Source organism: Devosia sp. YIM 151766, from assembly GCF_030285925.1.
GTDB lineage: Bacteria > Pseudomonadota > Alphaproteobacteria > Rhizobiales > Devosiaceae > Devosia.
In genome coordinates this window covers 1,160,426-1,181,882 of the sequence record NZ_CP127251.1, presented here as the reverse complement: position 1 = coordinate 1,181,882, position 21,457 = coordinate 1,160,426, and the positions used below count along the sequence as shown (strand labels likewise).

Genomic DNA, 21,457 nt, shown 5'->3' with positions numbered 1-21,457 from the left:
CGGCGCAAACCGGGGCTTTTTTGTTTCGGAATTATTCCTGAGCAAAGGTGGCCAGCGGCGTGGCTTTGGCCAATTGCACCATTCTGAGGGCCGCCACGAAGGCCAGCATGGCGAACGCCGCCGCCATGATGAAAAGCGGCACGATAGAAGCCAGGATATGCCCGCTTTCCGTGGCATGGGCATAGCCGGCGGCATTGGCGGCCACACCGGCCAGCGCCGCACCCAGGGCATTGCCGGCCGATTGGGTGGTGGGCAATAGCGCCGAAGTACGGTCGCGCTCGCCGTCGCTGCTGGCTTCCATGATGGTGAGCATGATGTAGCCGTTGGACATGCCGAAGCCCAGGCCGGTCAGCACCTGGCCGATCAGCAAAATCGGCAATTGTGTCCATTCCAACCCAATCAGCACCAGAATCAGGCCGGCGGCCAGCGATAAGGGGCCGGAGCGGATCAGAATGCGCCTGGTGGAGCGCTGGCGGGCATTGGCGGCCAGGATCGAGGAGAGGCTCCAGGCAACCGACATAACGGCGGCGGTAATGGCCGCCTGGGTCGGGCCATAGCCCCAGAGCTGCTGCAACAGCATGATGAGATAAACCGCCGAGGCGGCGCCGGCGACCGGCATCAGCAGAAAAACCCAGAGACCCGAGCCGACGGCGGTGCGCAACGAGAACGCATCGGGCGGCATCAGCCGTTCAACGGAGCGCCGATCCAGCCAGACGGCGGCCGTCAAAAGGATGGCGGCGGCGACCAGCAACAGGACGGCCTGGAGCGGCTCGGCAACGGCCGCCAGCGCCACAAGCATGGTGCCGGCGCCGATGGCGAGCAGGCGCAGCCCGGGAAAGCCATGCTTGTCCGTCGGCTTTTCGCCGCGCGGCACCACCAGCAGCACCATGGTCACGAAAATCAGCACGAAAGGCACGTTGATGAAGAAGGCGGCGCGCCAGGAAATCAGCTCGGTCAGGGCCCCTGCCCCGGCGGGACCGCCAAAGGCGGCCACTGCCCACACGATGGCCTGCATGCCGAAGACCTTGGGCACGAGGCGGCTCGGAAACAATTCGGGAATCAAGGCGAAACACAGGGCGGCGACCACCCCTTCGCCAAAACCCTGAATGGAACGTCCGACGAGAACCTGGTTCATGTCCCCGGCAAAGGCCGCGATCAGCGTTCCCGCCAGGAAAACTGTGGCGAGACCGATCAGCGAGCCGCGCGAGCCCAATCGGCGCTTCAGCAGCGCTGCCGCCGCGCCGCCCACGATGGCGAAGACCAGATAAAGCGTGGTGGCCCAGGAAATGATCTCCAGCCCGCCCAATTCGTGCACGGCCGATGGCAGGGCGGCCGAGGACAGAAAGGCATTGAATGCAAAAAGCGTGACGCCGAGGGCGAGAATGGTCGTGACCGCGATATAGCGCGGCCCGAAAATTTCGGCCCAGCGGCCTTCGACAATATCCGACATGATGGAACCTATTAAGCAAGTGGATGCTTGTTTAATTAGCTTCGCGCGGAAAGGCAAAGCAATTCCATCGCCGCCGGGATGCAGAGCGGTTACATCCTTGTGCTTACTTGTCGCCGCCGCTGCACTGCCCTACGTTCTCCATGCAGGTTCGCCTGCATTGTTCTCAGGGCGGGGTGAAATTCCCCACCGGCGGTTAAGGCAGAAATGCCAAGCCCGCGAGCGCCTTCGGCCTGGTCCGAGGGGTCAGCAGATCCGGTGTGATTCCGGAGCCGACGGTTAAAGTCCGGATGAAAGAGAACGGGACCAAGCGCCTTGCCGGGCGCGCGCGGCCTATTGGGCGGCGCTCTGCCGGCCTGTCGTCTCCCGTAACCCTGAGGAAACTGGTTACGGAAAGGACGACAATGAGCCAGATTTCCTCTTCGCGAAACGCAGCACTATCGGGCGCTTTTTTCATGCTGGCGGCAAGCCTTGCCTTTGCCGGCTCCAATACGTTGCAATCGGTGCTGCCATGGCAATTCGGCATGAGTTCGACCGGCATGGCCTTCTGGCAATATCTGATTGCCTCGATCCTGGCGCTGCCGCTTATCCTACGGATCGGCCTCAGCAATTTACGCACCACACATCCCATCGCGCATGAGATCAGGGCCTTCGTCTCGGCGCTGGGCGTGCATGTTTTCGTCTATGGTTTTGCCGTGGGGGTGCCGATCTGGCAGATGGTGACGCTGCTGGCCACCGGCCCGCTTTTCATCATTATCGGCTCGGTGCTGTTCCTGGGTGAAAAAGTCTCGGCAGCCCGGATTTCCGCGGCTTTGCTGGGATTTGTCGGGGCGATCATCATTTCGGGCGGGGGGGCCGAGGGATTGAGCTGGCTGACGCTGGTGCCGATCGTCGCAGCGGCTCTATGGGCCACGACCGACGTTTTGACCAAATATCTAACATTGCGCGGTGATCGGCCGGAAACGCTGACGATTTCACTTCTGGTGCTGATGACGCCGAACCATCTGGCCATTCTGCTGGTCGTCAATGCGCTGGGCGGCGTCTTGCCGGCGGGGCTGGCGACGGGTTTCCCGTTCGCGTTGCCGGAAGGTAACGGCTTGTGGTTGTTACTGTTTTTGGGCGCTCTGACAGCGGCGGCGCAATATTTGCTGGCCTTTGCCTATCGCGATGCCGACGCCACCTATCTGCAACCCTTCGCGGATGTGAAAGTGTTGCTGGGCGGGCTGGTGGCCTGGATCGCGCTGGGACAGGAGCCGTCGGTCTGGTTCTGGCCGGGCGCCCTGATGATCGTCGCCGCCTCGGCCTATATCTTCTGGACGGAGAACAGAGGCGAGCCGGAACAATTGGCACCGGCCTAGAATCCGGAGCGAGCGGCTAACAGATTGTTAGCGTTTGAGCCTGGCAAAAGGCGAGATCGGGTGACCGTCTCGCCTTTTGCTTGCGCAAAAGGCCATTCTGTTCCAAGTCTGGAACAAACGTTCCAACGGAGCCCGCCTTTGCCCGATCTGTCCATCATCGCCGCACCGGATTTCGACAGCTTGCGGACCGCTATCCTGGAGCGCAAATCGACGCTGCCGAAACGGCTGGTGCAGGTGGCAGCCTATGCACTGGATCATCCCGACGAGATCGCCTTCGGCACGGCGGCGAGCATTGCAAATGCGGCCGGGGTGCAACCGTCGACGCTGGTGCGGTTCGCGCAATCCTTCGGCTTCGAGGGATTTTCCGGTTTACAGCAGATTTTTCGCGCCCGGCTGCGGGAGCGGACCTCGACCTATGAGGACAGGCTGCGCAAGCTGGCAGCCGAGGGGGTGGAGGCGGAGGAAAGCGCGGCGATCTTCAACAGCTTCGTGGCGGCGGCCCATGCCAGCCTCGATGCGCTGGCAAGCGCCATCGACCCCGATGCCTTCGAGCGGGCGGCGGAAATCCTGGCGCGGGCCGAAACGATCTATCTCATCGCCAAAAGGCGCGCGTTCCCGATCGCGGCCTATATGGCCTATGCCTTCGGCAAGCTGAAAGTGCGCTGCCAATTGGTGGGGACCGAGGCCGGCATAGACGACGACCTGCTGGCCATGGCCGGGCCGAAGGATGCCGGCTTCGCGGTGAGCTTTTCGCCCTATGCCCCGGAAAGCGCCATGCAGGCGCGGACGCTGGCGGGCAACGGCATTCCGCTGGTGGCGCTGACGGATTCGGCGCTGTCGCCGCTGGCCGAATGCGCCGATGTCTGGTTCGAGCTGGTCGAGGCCGATCATGCCGGCTTCCGCTCGCTATCGGCCAGCATGGCCTTTGCCATGGCGCTGACCGTATCGGTGGCCGAGAAGCGGCAGCGCCGGTGATATTCCGTAAATAGAATGGACGTTCTATCTTGTACGGCTTTGGAATTCATGTTTCATTGAGGCCATCGTTTCCACATAGCGGGCGCAGGGAGGATGGTGGTGTCCACCGGCCAAAGTAAAGTCACGGAACAAGAGCTGGACGTCATCACCATCGGGCGGGCCTCGGTGGACCTTTACGGTCAGCAGATCGGCACCAGGCTGGAAGATGTCGGCAGCTTCGCCAAATCGCTCGGCGGCTGCCCCAGCAATATTGCGGTGGGCACGGCGCGGCTGGGCCTCAAATCGGCGCTGATCACCCGGGTCGGCGACGAGCAGATGGGCCGCTTCATCCGCGAGCAGCTGGAGCGCGAGGGCGTCGAAACCAAGGGAATCGTAACCGATCCCGAACGGTTGACCGCCCTGGTGCTGTTATCGGTGGAAAACGACACATCGTTTCCGCTGATCTTTTATCGCGACAATTGCGCCGATGCGGCGCTGGACGAGGGCGATGTCGACGAGGCCTTCATCCGCTCGGCCAGGGCCGTATTGGTGACGGGGACCCATTTCGCCAAGCCCAATAGCGACAAGGCGCAGCGCAAGGCGATGCGGATTGCGCGGGAGAATGGCGGCAGGGTGGTGTTCGACATCGACTACCGGCCCAATCTGTGGGGGCTGGCCGGGCACGATGCCGGGGACAGCCGCTATATCGCCTCGGACGAGGTTTCAGCGCATCTCAAGACGGTGCTGCCCGAATGCGACCTGATCGTCGGCACCGAGGAAGAAGTATTGATCGCGGCGGGTGCCGGCGATCTCCACGCTGCGCTCAGGACGATCCGGACCCTGTCCTCCGCCGTGATCGTCCTGAAGCGCGGGCCCATGGGCTGCATCGTCTATGACGGGCCGATTCCGGACGATCTGGAAGACGGCATTGTCGGCGAAGGCTTTCCCATCGAGGTCTATAACGTGCTGGGGGCGGGCGACGCCTTCATGAGCGGGTTCCTGCGCGGCTGGCTGCGCGGGGAAAAGCATGCCACCAGCGCCACCTGGGCCAATGCCTGCGGCGCCTTCGCGGTGTCGCGGCTGCTCTGTGCCCCGGAAATCCCGACCTGGACGGAACTGCAATTCTTCCTTGAGCATGGCAGCCCCGAGCGGGCCCTGCGCAAGGACGAGGAAATCAACCATGTGCACTGGGCGACGACGCGGCGGCGGAATATTCCCAAGCTGATGGCCCTGGCGGTGGACCACAGGGTGCAGCTGGAAGAAATGGCCGGCGGCGATACCGAGAAGCTGGCGCGGGTGCCGGACTTCAAGGTGCTGGCGGTGCAGGCGGCGGCACAGGTCGCCGATGGCCGCGACGGCTTCGGCATGCTGATCGACGACAAGTTCGGGCGCGACGCGCTCTATGCCGCCGGCGCGCTGCCGAATTTCTGGATCGCCAGGCCAATCGAGCTGCCCGGCTCGCGGCCGCTGCAATTCGAATTCACCCAGGATCTGGGGTCGCGGCTGGTCGAATGGCCGGTGGATCATTGCATCAAGGTGCTGTGCTTCTTCCATCCCGACGATCCGGAGGCGCTGCGGCGGGAGCAGATCGGAAAACTGCGCTCGGCCTTCGACGCGGCGCGCGCAATCGGGCGGGAACTGCTGATCGAAATCATCGCCGGCAAGAACGGGCCGCTGCACGACGATACGATAGCACGGGCGCTGACCGAGATTTACGATGCCGGGATCAAGCCGGATTGGTGGAAGCTGGAGCCGCAGGCCAATCCAGCGGCATGGGCCAGGACCGATGCGGTGATCGAAGCCCGCGATCCGCTGTGCCGGGGCGTGGTGCTGCTGGGACTGGACGCGCCGCAGGCGGAGCTGGAGGCGGGGTTCGCCGCAGCCAAGAGCGCGCGGACGGTGAAGGGCTTTGCCGTGGGGCGGACCATTTTCGCCGATGCGGCGCGGGCCTGGCTCGATGGCAAGATGAGCGACGCGGAGGCGGTGGCGGAGATGGCACGGCGCTTCGGGGCGCTGGTGGAGGTATGGGAAGGGGCGTAGGTGGCGCGCGCAGCGCCGGATGAGGGAGCTTTGGAGCGGGTGGAGAACCCCCTCACCCGCCCTTCGGGCACCCTCCCCCTGAGGGGGAGTGGAATATGGGAGAAACGGCAATGAGCCAGAAGACGGTACGATTAACGATGGCGCAGGCCGTGGCGCGTTTCCTGACGGCGCAGAAGACCGTTATCGATGGCGTGACCCTGCCGATCTTCGGCGGGGTCTGGGCGATTTTCGGGCATGGCAATGTGGCCGGGCTCGGCGAGGCGCTGCATGGGGTGAAGGACATTCTGCCCACCTATCGCGGGCAGAACGAGCAGGGCATGACCCATGCCGCCATCGGCTTTGCCAAGGCCAATTTTCGGCGGCGCTTTATGGTGGCCACCACCTCGATCGGGCCCGGGGCGCTCAACATGGTGACGGCGGCGGCCCTGGCGCATGTGAATCGCATTCCGGTGCTGCTGCTGCCCGGCGACGTATTCGCCAACAGGCTGCCGGACCCGGTCCTGCAGCAGGTGGAGGATTTCGGCGACGGCACCATTTCGGCCAATGATTGCTTCAAGCCGGTGAGCCGTTATTTCGACCGGATCACGCGGCCGGAACAGATCATCCCGGCGCTGCGACGCGCCATGCAGGTGCTTACCGACCCGGCGGAATGCGGGCCGGTGACGCTGAGCCTGTGCCAGGACACGCAGGCGGAAGCCTATGATTATCCCGAGAGCTTTTTTGCCGAAAAGGTGTGGGTGCCGCGCCGGATCATGCCCGATGCCGACGAATTCGCCGAAGCGGCGGCGGCGCTGAAACTGTCCCGGAAGCCGGTGATCATCGCCGGCGGCGGCGTGCTATATTCCGAGGCCTCGGATAGCCTCGCGGCCTTTGCCGAGGAACACGGCATTCCGGTGATGGAAACGCAGGCGGGCAAGTCCTCCCTGCCCCACGACCATGAGCTCAATATGGGCAGCGTCGGGGTGACCGGCACTTCGGCATCGAATGTGCTGGCGGAAGAAGCGGACGTGGTGCTGGCCATCGGCTCGCGATTGCAGGATTTCACCACCGGCTCCTGGGCGCTGTTCAAGAACGAAGACCTCAAGATCATCGGGCTCAATGTGCAGGTTTTCGACGCGCACAAGCACAATGCCATGCCGCTACTGGCCGATGCGCGGGTGGGGCTCGAAGCGCTGGATGCGGCGCTGATGGGCTGGCAGGTTGATTCCGCCTGGACCGGTAAGGCCTTGCAGGCAAAGGAAGATTGGCTCAAGGACGCCGACGCGGCGCGGGCCGCCACCAATGTGGAACTGCCCTCGGACGCGCAGGTGATTGGGGCGGTGCAGCGCGGGCGCGGCAAGGCGGTCCTGGTCTGCGCTTCGGGCGGCTTGCCGGGCGAATTGCACAAGCTGTGGCGGGCCGATGGGCCGGGTTCCTATCACCTCGATTACGGCTTCTCCACCATGGGCTACGAGATCGCCGGGGGCCTCGGCGTGGCCATTGCCCGGCCCGACCAGGACGTGGTGGTGATGGTGGGCGACGGCTCCTATCTGATGATGAATTCGGAGATCGTCTCGGCGGTGATGATGGGGGTGAGGCTCACCGTGGTGGTGCTGGACAATGCCGGGTTCGGCTGCATCAACCGGCTGCAAATGGCCACCGGGGGAGCGAATTTCAACAATCTGTTCCGCGACACCTATCACATGGATATGCCCAATGTGGATTTCGCGGCCCATGCCGCCGCCATGGGGGCCAAGGCGAAGAAGGTGGCGTCCCTGGCGGAGCTGGAAGCCGCTCTGGCCGACAGCGAGGGCGCGGCCGGCGTGCATGTCTTCGTCATCGACACCGACCCGCTGATCACCACCGAGGCCGGCGGGCATTGGTGGGACGTGGCGGTGCCGGAAGTGAGCGAGCGGCCGAGCGTCAATGCGGCGCGGGAGGCCTATGTGAAGGCGCTGAAGGCGCAGCGGGCGGGGTGACCCCTCAGCATCCAAGGCGGGAGAATAGAGGATGAAAGCCAAACTCGGCATGTCGCCCATTGCGTGGTGGAACGACGATCTGGTGGAATTGAGCGATGACGTGTCGCTGGAGGAATGTTTGCGGCAATCGCGCTCGGCCGGCTTTACCGGCATGGAGAAGGGGCGGCGGTTTCCGGACGATCCGGAGGTGATGCTGCCCATTCTCAAGGCGGCGGACGTGACGCTGTGCGGCGGCTGGTTTTCCGGGACGCTGGTGGACGAGGATCTTGCCGTCAACCAGGATCGCATCGCGCCGATGATCGCGCTGTTCAAGGCGGTGGACGCGCCCTGCATCGTCTATGGCGAGGTGGGCCGCTCGATCCAAGGCAGGCGCGACGTGCCGCTGGCGCAGAAGCCCAGGCTGTCCGACGACGAGATGAAAGCCTATGCGCGCAAGGTGACGGCATTCGGCGAATGGTGTGCCGAACAGGGCATGCCGCTATCCTATCACCATCATATGGGGGCGGTGGTGGAGACGGAGCCGGAGCTGGATGCGTTCATGCGCTATTCCGGGGCGGGGATTCCGCTGCTGCTCGATGCCGGGCACCTGGCCTTTGCCGGCGGCGAGGTATTGCGGGCCATCGACAAGCACCATGGCCGCATCAACCATGTGCATGTGAAGGATATTCGCCGCGCGGTGGTCGACGGGCTGGACCGGACCCGGCAGAGTTTCCTCGACGCGGTGGCTTTGGGCGCCTTCACGGTGCCGGGCGACGGCTCGCTGGATTTCGAGGCTATCGTGCAGCGCCTCGCCGATCATGGCTATGAGGGCTGGTTCGTGGTCGAGGCCGAGCAGGACCCGGTGCAGAACCCGCCGCTGAAAATGGCGCAGGTGGGCCATGCCGAATTGATGCGGGTGATGAATGCAGCCGGCTACGAGGTCGAGACGCAGGGATTCCCAAAAGACTGAGTCTTTTGAAGGGGCTGTGCTAGATATCTGGCGCATTGAATCAAGCGAGGAAGCGGCATGGCGCTCAAGCAAAACGACCTGAACTGGTTCCGGCCGCTGTGGCGGCGGGTGGCCGTGGTGCTGTTTCTGGCGGCGTGGCTGGTCTGGGAAGTATTGTTCACCGGCGAGCAGCTATGGATGATCCTCGTGGGCGCGGCCCTGGCCTATGCGCTCTATAATTTCTTCTATGCCTTCCCCAAGGAGAATTCCGATGGGCAAATCCCCCCTCCTCGTCCGAGCGACGAACAAGACCGGCAAGATCCATGAGGTAACGCCGGAGAGCGCCGGCTGGACGCATGTGGGCTTCGGCCTGCACAAGCTGGCGCCGGGCGAGGCCTATGGCGAGGCGACGGGCGAGCGCGAGGTCTGCCTGGTGCTGGTCGGCGGCAAGGGGCGCTTTGCCGTGGATGGCGAGGATTTCGGCGAACTGGGCGAGCGCATGGGCCCGTTCGAGGGCGCGCCCTGGGCGCTTTATGTGCCGGCGGGGCGGCATTGGGCCGTGGACGCGACGACCGAGCTGGAACTGGCAATATGCTCGGCCCCGGGCGGCGGGGATTTCGCTGCCAAGGTCATTCCGCCGGGCACCCATCAGCGCATCAGCCGCGGCAAGGGCGCCAATGTGCGCCATGTCTATAATATCATGCCGGAGGACGACGCCTCGGCCCATGCGCTGCTGGTGGTGGAGGTGATCACCCCCGAGGGCAATACCTCCTCCTATCCGCCACACAAGCATGACCAGGACAATCTTCCGCATGAAAGCCAGCTGGAAGAGACCTATTATCACCGCATGAACCCGCCGCAGGGCTTTGCCTTCCAGCGGGTCTATACCGACGACCGGAGCCTCGACGAGGCCATGGCGGTGGAGGATGGCGACGTGACGCTGGTGCCGCGCGGCTATCATCCGGTGGCGACGACGGCGGGCTATGACCTCTATTATCTCAATGTCATGGCCGGGCCGAAGCGGGTGTGGAAATTCCACAATGCGCCCGAGCATGAATGGATGCTGGAATAGCGGCCGCGACCCCATGGTTCGACAAGCTCACCATGAGGTCTTTGTGACGGCGGGTGCGGGGCTCAGCGGCCCTGGAACACCGATTTGTCGGCCAGCGGACCCAAGATCTCGCTGACCTTGACCGCCCTGCCCTGCTTGACCGATTTGAGCGCCGCGTCGGCCAGCGCCAGGGCGACGAGGCCGTCAGCGCCGCTGGGCGTGGCCGGAGATTTCGATTCAACACAATCGATGAAGGCGCTGATTTCGCGGGCATAGGCCTCGGTATAGCGGGTCATGAAGAAATCGTGCAGCGGCGGACGGGTATAGCCCTCGGCATTGGCGATCTCGATGGAGACCGGACGCTGGTTTTCGGCGGCGATAGCGCCCTTCGAGCCATGCACCTCGATGCGCTGGTCATAGCCATAGGTGGCGCGGCGCGAATTGGAAATGGTGGCGTGCTTGCCCGAGGCGGTGGAGAGCATAAGCGAGGCGCTGTCATAATCGCCGGCGGCGCCGATGGCCGGGTCCACCAGGACGGAGGCCTGGGCGGAGACGGTGTCGATCTCCTCGCCGAGCAGGAAGCGGGCCATGTCGAAATCGTGAATGGTCATGTCGCGGAAAATGCCGCCGGACCGCCTGATGTAATCCAGCGGCGGCGCGCCGGGATCGCGCGAGACGATGGTGATCATTTCGACCTCGCCGATTTGCCCTTCGGCAATGGCGGCCTTGATCGCCTGGAAATGCGGATCGAAGCGGCGGTTGAAACCGACCATGAGGGTGGCGGCGGCTTCGTCGACGACCTTGAGACAGGCCTTTACCCGCTCGACATCGAGATCGATGGGCTTTTCGCAGAAGACCGCCTTGCCGGCACGGGCGAAGCGCTCGATGAGGTCGGCATGGGTATCGGTGGGGGTGCAGATGACGACCGCGTCGATATCGCTGGCGGAGAGAATGGCGTCGATGGTGCGGACTTCGGCGCCATATTGATCGGCGAGAGCGGTGGCGGCCTCGGCCATGGCATCGGCGACGGCAACCAGCCGGGCCTTGGAATTGGCGGTCACCGCCCGGGCGTGAACCTTGCCGATACGGCCGGCGCCGAGAAGACCGAAACGAACTGTCATTTTCGAGAAACTCCACCCATCTGGGCCGGGAATGAGCCGGCCGGAATTATGGTGGAATGGATAGACGATTTCCGGTGGTTTTGGAATGAGAATTCCAATGATGGGGGTGGATGGTGTGAATCAGCGGGACAGGCTCGGTCAGGCTCGGATTGGTAGCTTGGGGGCAGCGACCTCGTGGTTCGACAGGCTCACCATGAGGTCTATGAGAGGCCCTATCCCTCGAAGACCTCATCCTGAGCCTGTCGAAGGACGAGGTCGATAGAACCATGGCTGCGCTCGGCCCAGGGTTGTTTGGCGGCGGATGTTTCGACGGGCGGGAAGGGGTAAAAACGCGGTCGCGGCCAGGCTCAATGCTCGCGGGCACGTTCCAGCAGGCGCTTGCATTCGAGCAGTTCGCGCAGGACGTCGGAGAGCTTGTCGCGCGCTTCCTGGTCGAGGGCGGGGCTGGCGAGCAAGGCGGCTTCTTCGAGTTCGGCTTCGTCGCTGGCGGCCTCGGCCTCTTCGATCATGGGCAGGATTTCATCCAGCCCCTTGCCCTCGCCCACGGCGATGACATAGCGCGCGCCCTGATCCTTGAGGATGCGCTGGACGCCCTTGATGGTGAAACCCTGATCGTAGAGCAGGTGGCGGATGCCGCGCAGCAGCATCACGTCTTCGGGCCGATAATAGCGACGGCCGCCGCCGCGTTTCAGCGGCTTGATATTGGCGAAGCGGGTTTCCCAGAAACGCAGAACGTGCTGAGGAAGATCGAGCTCCTCAGCGGCTTCCGAAATGGTGCGGAAGGCGTCCGGCGATTTCTCCAAACCACGGTCTCCCCCCGAACGCCAGACGATCCCAGGGTCGCGCGTCCGGTTGTTTGCGCATCGGCTTCGCCCACAAAGCCGGGCACTTTCCAGGCCCGATGCCTTGGCTGGAAAGCCTTACTTTCCAGCGCCGACCATAGACTTGTTAATCTTGGACTTCAACACATTGGAGGGTTTGAACACAAGAACCTGCCGGGGCAGGATCGGCACTTCCTCGCCGGTCTTGGGATTGCGCCCGATGCGCTCGTTCTTGGAGCGGACCTGGAAGGAACCGAAAGAGGAGAGCTTCACATTGGCGCCCTCCACCAAGGCGTCGGAAATCAGTTCCAGCACCCGCTCGACCAATTCAGCCGATTCGGTCCGCGACAGGCCAACCGAACCATAAACCGCCTCCGCCAGATCGGCCCGCGTTACCGTTTTCTGCGTCATTCGCACCCCCGTTTTGCCATGGTCAAGCTTGCCCTGCCCGGCAAGGACACGCATCCGTGCCTTACCTGATGATAGGGAAATTCTTTCCCAGAACGGCGCCGCCTTGGCTCTGCGGCGATTACCGCGACGCCGGGTTCCTCAACCCAGCAAAGACACTAACGCCTTGAAACGCTTGAGGTCAATGTGCAGGAGAGCCTTACCAGCGAATGAGGCACGCGCCCCAGGTAAAGCCGCCGCCCATGGCTTCGAGCATGACCAGATCGCCGGGTTTGATGCGGCCATCCGCCGTCGCGGCGCTGAGCGCCAGCGGTATCGAGGCGGCGGAGGTATTGGCATGGACATCGACCGTGACCACGACCTTTTCGGGCGGCAGGCCGAGCTTGGCGCCGGCCCCGTCGATAATGCGCTTATTGGCCTGATGCGGCACGAACCAGTCGAGATCGTCCACCGAATAGCCGGCCTGCTCCAGGCTGGCATAGACCACGTCGGTGATCTTGCCGACGGCATGGCGGAACACTTCCGCGCCCTGCATCCGGACATGGCCGGTGGTGCCGGTGGTGGAGGGACCGCCATCGACATAGAGCTTGTCCCAATGGCGGCCATCGGACCGCAGGGCCGATGAGAGGACACCGCGCTCGGGCTCGCCCTCGGCCAGTTCGAGCCGCTCGATGACGACGGCGCCAGCGCCGTCGCCGAACAGCACGCAAGTGGTGCGGTCGGTCCAGTCGAGCAGGCGGGAAAAGGTCTCGGCGCCGATGACCAGCACCCGGCGGGCCAGGCCGCTCTTGATATAGGTGTCGGCGGTGGTGACGGCATAGACGAAGCCGGAGCACACCGCCTGAATGTCGAAGGCGAAGCCGTGATGCATGTCCAGCTTCATCTGCACCAGGGCGGCAGCCGATGGAAAGGTGTAATCCGGCGTGGTGGTGGCGACGATGACCAGGTCGATATCGGCGACGCCGAGGCCGGCATCGTCGAGAGCGGCGCGGGCGGCGGCGACGGCGAGGTCGGACGTGAATTCGCCCTCGGCGGCGATGTGGCGCTGCCTGATGCCGACGCGCTGCTGAATCCATTCGTCGGAGGTGTCGACGGTTTTGGCCAGGTCTTCGTTGCTGAGGATCGTGGCCGGCAAATAGCTGCCGACACCTTTGATAACGGAGCGGATGGTGGTCACGCCGAATTGGCCTCGGTATCGGAAGGCTCTTGCGAGCCCGCCTTGTGAATGGGGAAGCGTTGCATTGTATCGCCGACCTTGTCGATCAGCCGGCTGCGAGCCATTTCGTAGGCCAGGCCCAGGGCGCTCTTGTAGCCGATCTCGTCGGTGCCGCCATGGGATTTGATGACGATGCCGTTAAGGCCCATGAACACGCCGCCATTGACGGTGCGCGGGTCCATCTTGCGGCGCAGGGCGTTGAGGGCGGAGGCGGCGAACAGCGCGCCGATGCGGCTCATCAGATTGGCCTTGAGGGCACTGCGAAGATAGGAGCTCACCTGCCTGGCGGTGCCCTCGGCGGTCTTGAGGGCGATATTGCCGACGAAACCTTCGGTGACGACCACATCGACGGTGCCCTTGCCGATATCGTCGCCTTCGACAAAGCCGTGATAGGTGAAGCCGGAGCCGCTGGCCTGGGAGAGAATGCGGCCGGCCTCCTTGATCGATTCGAGGCCCTTCACCTCCTCGGTGCCGACATTGAGCAGGCCGACCGAAGGCGAATCGGAGTCGAAGAGCGAGCGGGCCAGCGCCGAGCCGAGAATGGCGTAATCGACGAGCTGCTGCGAATCGGCGCCGATGGTGGCGCCCATGTCGAGGACGATGATATCCGAGCGCTGGGTGGGCCAGATGGCGGCGATGCCGGGACGGGAAATGCCATCCATCGGGCGCAGGCAGAAAGTGGCCATGGCCATGAGGGCGCCGGTATTGCCGCCGGAAATGGCGACATCGGCCTCCCGGTTCTTCACCGCCTCGATCGCCATCCACATCGAGGACGTGCCCTTGCCCTTGCGCAGGGCCTGGCTGGGCTTTTCGTCCATGGCGATGACGGTCTCGCAATGGCGAATCTGGGAGACGGGCTTGAGCGCCGGAAATTCTTCCAGCAATGGCTCGATCGCGCCCGCGATGCCATGAAAGATGAAACGCGTGTTCTTGCGCTCCTTGAGGGCCATATGGGCCCCGTGGATCACGGCGCGGGGAGCGTTGTCGCCACCCATGGCATCCACGGAAATCGTTATTGAATCGGTCATTTCAGCCCGTTTTTCGGCCCCTCAGGGCAGACCAGCAAACATATCCCATCATCGAGTCGGTGCAAGCCCCGTAGCGTCAGTCGGTTTCGCCATCATTGCGCTTGAGCCCGGCCAGCTTGGCGAAGGGCCCCGCATCCGGCTGGTCCCGGACCAGGCCCAGACTGTCCAGCGACTCGCTGTCCTTGCGGGGATAGGGATCGAGCGCCAGGGCGAGGGTTTCCAGCAGCAGGGCGCTGAGGTCAACCTCCGGGCCATCGATATGATCGGGAAAATCGTCATCTTCAAGGTCGATGAAGCTCTCGCTGCCCGGCGCCGGGTTGTCGCGCGGCGCCGGCAGGAAGATGCGGTCTATGGGCTCGGAAATGGTCGCGGGCACCGGTTCGAAGCTGACCACCGAGGCCTGGGCGATTTCGGCATCGAGATGGCCCTGGGCGCGCAGGCCGCCGCGCAGGGGAACGATGGTGAGCCGTGCCGTGAAGCGGTCGACCGCAAGGATGTTCAGCGCGGCGGCAATGGCGGCGCGGCTATCGGCATCGGCGTCGACATCGACGGAACGGCCGCCGGCGGGGAGCTTGTCGATGCGCACGACGGCATCGAAAATCGGCGGCTCGGCGCGGCTCACGCGACGGCCTCGAAATGGACATTCCCGCCCATGATGGCTTGCGCCGGCTGGGCGGCGAGCGCCGCGTCATGCTCCAGCACATAGGCCGCCAAAGCCCGGACATCGGGGCTGTCGGCGCCGTCGAAAATATTGCGGGAGATGACGGTTGCGAGGGCCTCGGGATCGCCGCGGTCCAGCGCCTCGTTGAGGGCGGCGAGCAGGCCGAAGAAGATATTGCCCATTTTCTGGATCTTCTTGGGGACGCCCATGTCTCCCGCGCCCATTTCGCGCAGCGAGCGGTCCATGTCCTTAAAGAACAAGTCGAACACCGCCTGGCTGAATTGCTTGGCGCCGCCCGGCTCCTGCCGCAGGCGGCGGAATAACAGCGCCATATGCAGGCTGATCATGTCGAAGCGGCCGGTCACCGTGTCCGGGACGCCCCAATCCGCATAAAACACCGGCTGCCGGGATTGCGCCACAATGGAATTATAGACGGCATAAACCGGCTCTGTGGCACTGTTCTTGCGAAACAAAGACAATATCATGGGGATTGCACTCAGCGTCGGTATCGGTCAAACACGGTCGGAATTGGATGCCGGATCAATGCCAGCTTGCCAGACGGCTCAGTTGACCGCTACACATTCCGGCGAGCAATGGGCCCGCGCCTTGTTGTCACGCCTATAGTCGAGAGCCATCGGGAAAGTCAAATTCATGCCCCTGCGTCTTGCCAAAGCCTCCGTCGCCGCTGCTGTCCTGGCAATTGCGCTCGCCGGCTGCACCAGCAGCACGTCGCTCGTCTCCAAGCGCACCCAGGGCTATGAAATTCCCGCATCCGCCTTGCAGCAGATCCGCCCCGGCCAGAGCCAGCAATTGGTGCAGATGGTGCTCGGCTCGCCGCAATCGACCAATACGTTCGGCGACCAGACCGCCTGGTATTACGTCGAGACCAAGGTGAACCAGACGGCGTTCGGCCTGACCATGATCCAGGAACGCACGGTGCTGGCAGTGTATTTCGACAAGAACAAAAAGGTGACCGAGCGGGCGGTCTATTCGCTCGAGGACGGCCGCCCGATCAATGTCGAAACGCGCCGCACGCCATCCTTCGGCCAGGACAAGACCTTCATCGAGTCGATCCTCGAATCGTTCTGATCGGATCGCAAGTTACAGAATTCAAAGCCCCGGCCGAGTGCCGGGGCTTTTTTGACTCCTTTGACCCCCTTCCCTTGAGGGGGGAGAGAAGGAGCCGCTGGCGCTGCTGGCAATTGGAAGAGACCGGACCGTTTCAGGCCAGGTCGATACCAGCGCTGCGGGCGATGGCGTCGAGGGCGCCGTTGACGAGGCCGGAGGCGTCGTCTTCGTAGAAGGCGCGGGCGACGTCGACATATTCGGAGATGACGACCCGGGCGGGGATGTCCTTGCGGCGCAGCAATTCGAAGGCGGCGGCGCGCAGGATAGCGCGGAGCGTGGCATCGACGCGCTCGATGGGCCAGCCTTCGGCCAGGGCCTTGTCGACGGAAGGATCGATCTGCAATTGGTGCTTGGCGACGCCGGTGACGATCTGGCGGAAGAAATCGGCGTCGGCGGGCAGATATTGCTCGCCCTCGATCTCGCGGCCGAGATGGAAGGCACCGAACTGGGCCAGCGTGTCTTCGAGGGAAGCGCGGCCCACATCCATCTGATAGAGCGCCTGCACGGCGGCGAGGCGCGCGGCGCCGCGCTGATTGGCGGCGCGGGGAGTGATGGTGTCGCGTTTCGGATATTCAGTCATCTGGGGCCTGTTATAGTCGCGCTTTACCAAAAAGCGCTCAAGTGAGCTTCGCTTTTATGCCGGCCAGGACAAGGGCGGCGCGCGCGGCGTCTCCTCCCCGGTCCTGCCCGTTTACATTGGCCCGGATCAATGCCTGGGCCTCGTTGTCGACGGTGAGAATGCCGATGCCGAGGGGCAGCGCATCGACCACGGCCAGTTCCGCCAAAGCGCGGATGCTTTGGCTGGCGACGCCGACATAATGGTTGGTCTGGCCGCGAATGACGCAGCCCAGGGCGACGAAACCGTCATAATTGTCGGTTTCGAGCGCCATGGCGATGGCGACGGGCACTTCCATCGCGCCCGGCACGGCGATGATTTCATGACTGGCGCCGGCGGTTTCGAGCGCGGCGATGGCGCCACGCTTCATCTCATCGGCGATATCGGGATAGGCCCTGCCCTCGACAATGAGGAAATGCAGCCCCCTGCCCGCGCCCTCGGGCACCGGGAAACGCACACCGTAGGAATCCATGGTCAATCTCCGTCAACCGAAGCGATTGGCGCGATCATAACCCATATCGGCGCGAGGCGGCAGCAAAGGCTGCGGCCGCGATGAATGAATGCTTCCAAAGGAGCCGGCGCGGGGATCAATCGTCCTCGCCCTTTATGTCCCGCTGATCCTCCGCCAGTTCGGCGAGGAAGGAACGAAAATCGTCGGCGGCGGAGAAGTTCTTGTAAACGCTGGCAAAACGGACGAAGGCGACGTCATCGAGCCCCTTGAGCCCTTCCATGACATATTCGCCGATCTGGTCGGAGGTGACTTCCACGTCTCCCAGGCTTTCCAACTGCCTGACAATGCCGGAAATCATGCGCTCGACGCGTTCGGGATCGACCGAACGCTTGCGCAAGGCGGTATTGACCGAGCGGGCCAGCTTTTCCCGATCGAAGGGGACCTTGCGACCGGTCTTTTTCACCACGGTGAGGTCGCGCAATTGCACACGCTCGAAAGTGGTGAAACGGCCGCCGCAGGCATTGCACACGCGGCGGCGGCGGATAGCGCCCGAATCTTCGGTCGGGCGGCTATCCTTCACCTGGGTGTCGTCATTGCCGCAATAGGGGCAGCGCATCAGAAAAAGCCCTCTTTAAGCGGCGTTATCGGGTTGAAACCCGCTTTCGCGGGAATGACCCGGTGGTGGTGATGGCCGGGCGCGTTCACGCGGAACACGCCCTCATGGCCGCCAGTTCACCCATAGATGGGGAAGCGCGCGGTCAGCGCCTTCACCTTTTCGCGCACGGCGGCTTCAACCACAGCGTTACCTTCGTCGGAATTGGCCTCGCGCAGGCCGTCCAGCACTTCCACGATCAGCGCACCGATCTCCTGGAATTCGGCGACGCCGAAGCCGCGCGTGGTGCCGGCGGGGGTGCCGAGGCGAATGCCGGAGGTGACGAAGGGCTTTTCCGGATCGAAGGGAATGCCGTTCTTGTTACAGGTGATGAAGGCGCGGCCCAGGCCCTGCTCGGCGCGCTTGCCGGTGGCGTTTTTGGGGCGGAGGTCGACCAGCATCAAATGGTTGTCGGTGCCGCCCGAGATAACGGCGAGACCCTGCGATTTGAGGGTTTCAGCCAGGGCGCGGGCATTGTCGACGACCTGGCGGGCATAGGCCTTGAACTCGGGCTGCAAGGCTTCCTTGAAGGCCACGGCCTTGGCGGCGATGACATGCATGAGCGGGCCGCCCTGGAGACCGGGGAAAACCGCCGAATTGATCTTCTTGGCGATGGCCTCGTCATTGGTGAGGATCATGCCGCCGCGGGGGCCGCGCAGGCTTTTATGGGTGGTGGTGGTGGTGACATGGGCGTGGGGCACCGGCGAGGGATGTACGCCGCCAGCGACCAGGCCGGCAATATGGGCCATGTCGACCATGAGATAGGCGCCGATGGAATCGGCGATCTCGCGGAAGCGCTTCCAGTCCCACAGGCGGGAATAGGCCGTTCCCCCGGCCAGGATCAGCTTGGGCTTGTGCTCCTGCGCCAGGCGCTCGACCTCGTCCATATCGAGCAGGTGATCGTCCTGGCGAACGCCATAGGAGACGACATTGAACCACTTGCCGGACATGTTGACTGGCGAGCCGTGGGTCAGGTGACCGCCGGAATTGAGATCGAGCCCCATGAAGGTGTCGCCGGGCTGGAGCAGCGCCAGGAAAACGGCCTGGTTCATCTGCGAGCCGGAATTGGGCTGCACATTGGCGAAACCGGCGCCGAAAAGCTGCTTGGCGCGTTCGATGGCGAGGTTTTCGGCAATGTCCACATATTGGCAGCCGCCATAATAGCGCTTGCCCGGATAACCCTCGGCATATTTGTTGGTCATGATCGAGCCCTGCGCTTCCAAGACGGCGCGGGAGACGATGTTCTCCGAGGCGATCAGCTCGATTTCATGCTGCTGGCGGCCGAGTTCGAGGTCGATGGCCTCGGCGATCTCGGGATCGGTCTGGGCAAGGGAATTGGAGAAAAATTGCGGAAAGAGCGAGGGGGAGGTTGCGGCGCTCATGGGACAATGACCTCGCAAGAGACGAAACGGATGGGCATGACGGCGCTCTTATCACGGCGCGAAGCGCGATTCCAAGGCCGGGCGGAGTGAACTGATTTCATGGGGCTCCCCTGAATTGCGGATGGGTGCCCAGGCGAGCGGCTCTACAAGGTTCGCGTTCCCCGATGGTTCCCCATCTTTTCTCGCCAGTCGCGCGAACGGGCCTGTTATGGCGCAGAATGGCGCGGAGGGAAAGGGGGGGGGGTGGATTGGGGGGCCGTATTCATGGGAAGCCGCAGGCCATGCCCCGGCGTGGAAACGGCAGCCCCGCTCCTCGCGGGGGTGACGTCGACGAAATTGGAGGATCAGGCGTATTTCGGGCCTGGCGGCGAGGGGGGCGCGGGGCGGTTGAGCTTGCGCTGAAGCTTGGCGAGGGCGAGCCGCTGCATATGGCTGCGGGCGGCGTTGACGGGGGCGATGACGATGACTTCGGTGCCAGTCGCCTCATCGATGGCGGCGACGCGCATCTGTTGGCCGATCTGGACGAATTCGAACAGGACTGCGCCTTTGGTCATGGGGCCTCCGCGCAAGAGGCTAGCCGATTATGACCGGGGCGGGAAGGGATGGGAGCGAAAAGCGTGCCAGGGCCGGATTTTTGGCCCTGCGCTTTCCTCCCTTTGGGTACCGCTTTCGCGCTTCCAAACGCAGGCTCTTGAACGGAGGGATAGTGGGGATGTCGGAGCGAGAGCGAGGCTACCGGATGTGTAGGAACCGCAGCACCCCCTCCCCGGCCCTCCCCTCAAGGGGGAGGGAGCGAAGGGCCTCACGCTCGGAGAGGGGGCTGGGAGAAAAGGGGCCGATTGGGGAAAGAGGCGATGTGGACGGAGCCAGCGGCCCAGGTTGCGGTCATGCCGCTCAGCCTTCGAAGGTGATCTTGCCCTGTTCGTCGAACTGGTAGACGTCATCGCGGAAACTGACAATGCCCTGCTTGTTGGCCCAGGCGGTGATGTAGGTGGTGTGGATCGGCACCTGCGACTTGAGGCTGACGTCAAGGCGCTGGAGCGAGCCGAAGGTCTGATCGACCCGGCCGCGATCCCAGTCGCCATTGTCGCGCAGCAGCCAGGTGACCAGGTCGCTGACGCCTTCGACGCGGACGCAGCCGGAGGAATGGAAGCGGGCGTTTTCGCCGAACAGGGCCTTGCCCGGCGTGTCGTGCAGATAGACGTCGTGCTTGTTGTAGAAATTGATCTTGCAATGGCCCATCGAATTTTCGGCGCCGGGCTCCTGCCGATACATGTAATTCACCTGGGCATCGGTGATGTTGGCCCAGTCGATTGTCGCCGGATCGATCGTATTGCCGCTGCCATCGTAGATGAAGATATTCTGCTCGGCGAGGTAGTCGGGGTTTTCCAGCATGTACTTGGTCAGGTCCTGCCGGACCAGCGATTTGGGCACGTGCCAGTAAGGGTTAAAGTTGATCTGGTGAATCTTGCTGGCCAGGATCGGGGTGGCGCGCTCGACCCGGCCGACCACGGCTGTGTGGCGCTGCTCGACCATGGAGCCGCCAACGGCCTCGATGGTCGCGGCGGGGATATTGACCACGACATAGCGCTCGGTGAGCTGCGGCGCCATCTGCTGGACGCGGGTATAATTGAGGTAGAGCTGTTGCAGGCGGGTGGCGGCGGGAACGTTGAGCGCGTACCAGGTCGCCTCGTCGACCCAGCCATTGACGACCAGGCCATGGCGAGCCTGGAACACCCGGACGGCACGGTCGGTATCGGCGTCGAACATATCGCTGGCAAATTCGACCAGCGGCATATCGCCGGAGGAAATCAGGCGCCGCTTGAGCTGGACCACGGCGGCGTCAGCCTTGCCCAGATTGAGCTTGAAGGCGCGCTGGGGCACCTCTTCCCAGCCGCCGGCGGCGACGAAGGGCTCATATTGGGAAATCGCCAATTGCAGATTGTAGAGCGTGTCATAGGACAGGATCGGCTCATTGGTGGCGATCAGCGCCGCGGCGGCGGCGGTATTGCCCGACGGATCGGCGCTGCGCAGCACGCTATTGCGCGAGAACATGTCGGTGAGCGATTCCTGCGCCATGACCGGGAAGGCCGCAGAGGCCCCGGCAGCAGCCATGGACCGGATAAAGTTACGTCTGTTCAACCGCATTCAGTCACCCAAAAGACCATCCGCAACAGAGCGGGCGATAGCATTCCGAACCGGCACTCACAATCATGGTCAACGTCTTGTGAAAGGTT

Annotated in this window: 22 protein-coding genes and 2 riboswitches; of the genes, 8 read left to right on the top strand and 14 right to left on the bottom strand. The window is 63.5% G+C overall.

From position 1 onward, the window contains the following. Positions 1-31: 31 nt before the first annotated feature. The gene (locus tag O9Z70_RS05645; RefSeq protein WP_286021501.1) at positions 32-1,450 is read right to left on the bottom strand and encodes an MFS transporter; all 1,419 of its coding nucleotides are present in this window, start codon (positions 1,448-1,450) and stop codon (positions 32-34) included. A 155-nt stretch (positions 1,451-1,605) separates the two neighbouring features. After that, a riboswitch (FMN riboswitch) is annotated at positions 1,606-1,753 on the top strand. Between the two features lie 98 nt (positions 1,754-1,851). Here O9Z70_RS05645 and O9Z70_RS05640 point away from each other — a divergent pair. The 7 genes from O9Z70_RS05640 (at position 1,852) to iolB (ending at position 9,757) form a co-directional block, all read left to right on the top strand. Continuing rightward, positions 1,852-2,805, top strand: a complete 954-nt coding sequence (locus tag O9Z70_RS05640; protein ID WP_286021500.1) for a DMT family transporter — start codon at positions 1,852-1,854, stop codon at positions 2,803-2,805. 138 nt (positions 2,806-2,943) lie between these two features. Further along, entirely contained in the window at positions 2,944-3,780 is an 837-nt protein-coding gene (locus O9Z70_RS05635) for a MurR/RpiR family transcriptional regulator (RefSeq protein WP_286021499.1), read from the top strand. A 99-nt stretch (positions 3,781-3,879) separates the two neighbouring features. After that, positions 3,880-5,799 (top strand): bifunctional 5-dehydro-2-deoxygluconokinase/5-dehydro-2-deoxyphosphogluconate aldolase, encoded by a 1,920-nt coding sequence (locus O9Z70_RS05630; RefSeq protein ID WP_286021498.1) that lies wholly within the window; start codon positions 3,880-3,882, stop codon positions 5,797-5,799. Positions 5,800-5,909: 110 nt separating this feature from the next. Continuing rightward, entirely contained in the window at positions 5,910-7,757 is a 1,848-nt protein-coding gene (iolD, locus tag O9Z70_RS05625; RefSeq protein ID WP_286021497.1) for a 3D-(3,5/4)-trihydroxycyclohexane-1,2-dione acylhydrolase (decyclizing), read from the top strand. Between the two features lie 31 nt (positions 7,758-7,788). Continuing rightward, on the top strand, positions 7,789-8,706 hold the full coding sequence (gene iolE / locus O9Z70_RS05620) for a myo-inosose-2 dehydratase (protein WP_286021496.1): 918 nt from the start codon (positions 7,789-7,791) through the stop codon (positions 8,704-8,706). A gap of 57 nt (positions 8,707-8,763) precedes the next feature. Further along, entirely contained in the window at positions 8,764-9,012 is a 249-nt protein-coding gene (locus tag O9Z70_RS05615; RefSeq protein ID WP_286021495.1) for a hypothetical protein, read from the top strand. Continuing rightward, positions 8,957-9,757 (top strand): 5-deoxy-glucuronate isomerase, encoded by an 801-nt coding sequence (gene iolB, locus O9Z70_RS05610; RefSeq protein WP_286021494.1) that lies wholly within the window; start codon positions 8,957-8,959, stop codon positions 9,755-9,757. The genes O9Z70_RS05615 and iolB overlap by 56 nt, the downstream gene beginning before the upstream one ends. 62 nt (positions 9,758-9,819) lie before the next feature. Here iolB and iolG read toward each other — a convergent pair whose 3' ends face one another. The 7 genes from iolG to O9Z70_RS05575 form a co-directional block, all read right to left on the bottom strand. Beyond that, positions 9,820-10,857: an inositol 2-dehydrogenase gene (gene iolG / locus O9Z70_RS05605; protein WP_286021493.1), complete on the bottom strand. Its 1,038-nt coding sequence runs from the start codon at positions 10,855-10,857 to the stop codon at positions 9,820-9,822. 347 nt (positions 10,858-11,204) lie between these two features. After that, positions 11,205-11,660, bottom strand: a complete 456-nt coding sequence (locus tag O9Z70_RS05600; RefSeq protein WP_286021492.1) for a MerR family transcriptional regulator — start codon at positions 11,658-11,660, stop codon at positions 11,205-11,207. Between the two features lie 117 nt (positions 11,661-11,777). Further along, positions 11,778-12,089 (bottom strand): integration host factor subunit alpha, encoded by a 312-nt coding sequence (locus tag O9Z70_RS05595; RefSeq protein ID WP_286021491.1) that lies wholly within the window; start codon positions 12,087-12,089, stop codon positions 11,778-11,780. A gap of 196 nt (positions 12,090-12,285) precedes the next feature. Further along, positions 12,286-13,254, bottom strand: a complete 969-nt coding sequence (locus tag O9Z70_RS05590) for a beta-ketoacyl-ACP synthase III (RefSeq protein ID WP_286021960.1) — start codon at positions 13,252-13,254, stop codon at positions 12,286-12,288. A 5-nt stretch (positions 13,255-13,259) separates the two neighbouring features. Further along, on the bottom strand, positions 13,260-14,330 hold the full coding sequence (gene plsX / locus O9Z70_RS05585) for a phosphate acyltransferase PlsX (RefSeq protein WP_286021490.1): 1,071 nt from the start codon (positions 14,328-14,330) through the stop codon (positions 13,260-13,262). Between the two features lie 76 nt (positions 14,331-14,406). Then, entirely contained in the window at positions 14,407-14,952 is a 546-nt protein-coding gene (locus O9Z70_RS05580; protein ID WP_286021489.1) for a YceD family protein, read from the bottom strand. After that, positions 14,949-15,464 carry a ubiquinol-cytochrome C chaperone family protein gene (locus tag O9Z70_RS05575; RefSeq protein ID WP_286021488.1) on the bottom strand — a complete coding sequence of 172 codons (516 nt, stop codon included), beginning with the start codon at positions 15,462-15,464 and terminating at the stop codon, positions 14,949-14,951. The genes O9Z70_RS05580 and O9Z70_RS05575 overlap by 4 nt, the downstream gene beginning before the upstream one ends. 178 nt (positions 15,465-15,642) lie before the next feature. Here O9Z70_RS05575 and O9Z70_RS05570 point away from each other — a divergent pair, with 178 nt between their 5' ends. Next, the gene (locus O9Z70_RS05570; protein WP_286021487.1) at positions 15,643-16,080 is read left to right on the top strand and encodes an outer membrane protein assembly factor BamE; all 438 of its coding nucleotides are present in this window, start codon (positions 15,643-15,645) and stop codon (positions 16,078-16,080) included. Between the two features lie 133 nt (positions 16,081-16,213). Here O9Z70_RS05570 and nusB read toward each other — a convergent pair whose 3' ends face one another. From nusB to O9Z70_RS05540, 6 genes are all read right to left on the bottom strand, one after another. Next, positions 16,214-16,699: a transcription antitermination factor NusB gene (gene nusB, locus O9Z70_RS05565; protein WP_286021486.1), complete on the bottom strand. Its 486-nt coding sequence runs from the start codon at positions 16,697-16,699 to the stop codon at positions 16,214-16,216. Between the two features lie 37 nt (positions 16,700-16,736). Further along, positions 16,737-17,207, bottom strand: a complete 471-nt coding sequence (gene ribH, locus O9Z70_RS05560) for a 6,7-dimethyl-8-ribityllumazine synthase (protein WP_286021485.1) — start codon at positions 17,205-17,207, stop codon at positions 16,737-16,739. Between the two features lie 115 nt (positions 17,208-17,322). Further along, positions 17,323-17,802 carry a transcriptional regulator NrdR gene (gene nrdR / locus O9Z70_RS05555; RefSeq protein ID WP_286021484.1) on the bottom strand — a complete coding sequence of 160 codons (480 nt, stop codon included), beginning with the start codon at positions 17,800-17,802 and terminating at the stop codon, positions 17,323-17,325. 116 nt (positions 17,803-17,918) lie between these two features. After that, positions 17,919-19,220 (bottom strand): serine hydroxymethyltransferase, encoded by a 1,302-nt coding sequence (glyA, locus tag O9Z70_RS05550; protein WP_286021483.1) that lies wholly within the window; start codon positions 19,218-19,220, stop codon positions 17,919-17,921. Between the two features lie 120 nt (positions 19,221-19,340). Continuing rightward, a riboswitch (ZMP/ZTP riboswitch) is annotated at positions 19,341-19,423 on the bottom strand. A gap of 141 nt (positions 19,424-19,564) precedes the next feature. Next, the gene (locus O9Z70_RS05545) at positions 19,565-19,774 is read right to left on the bottom strand and encodes a DUF6898 family protein (protein ID WP_286021482.1); all 210 of its coding nucleotides are present in this window, start codon (positions 19,772-19,774) and stop codon (positions 19,565-19,567) included. A 340-nt stretch (positions 19,775-20,114) separates the two neighbouring features. Next, positions 20,115-21,368, bottom strand: a complete 1,254-nt coding sequence (locus O9Z70_RS05540) for a L,D-transpeptidase family protein (protein ID WP_286021481.1) — start codon at positions 21,366-21,368, stop codon at positions 20,115-20,117. Positions 21,369-21,457 lie beyond the last annotated feature (89 nt).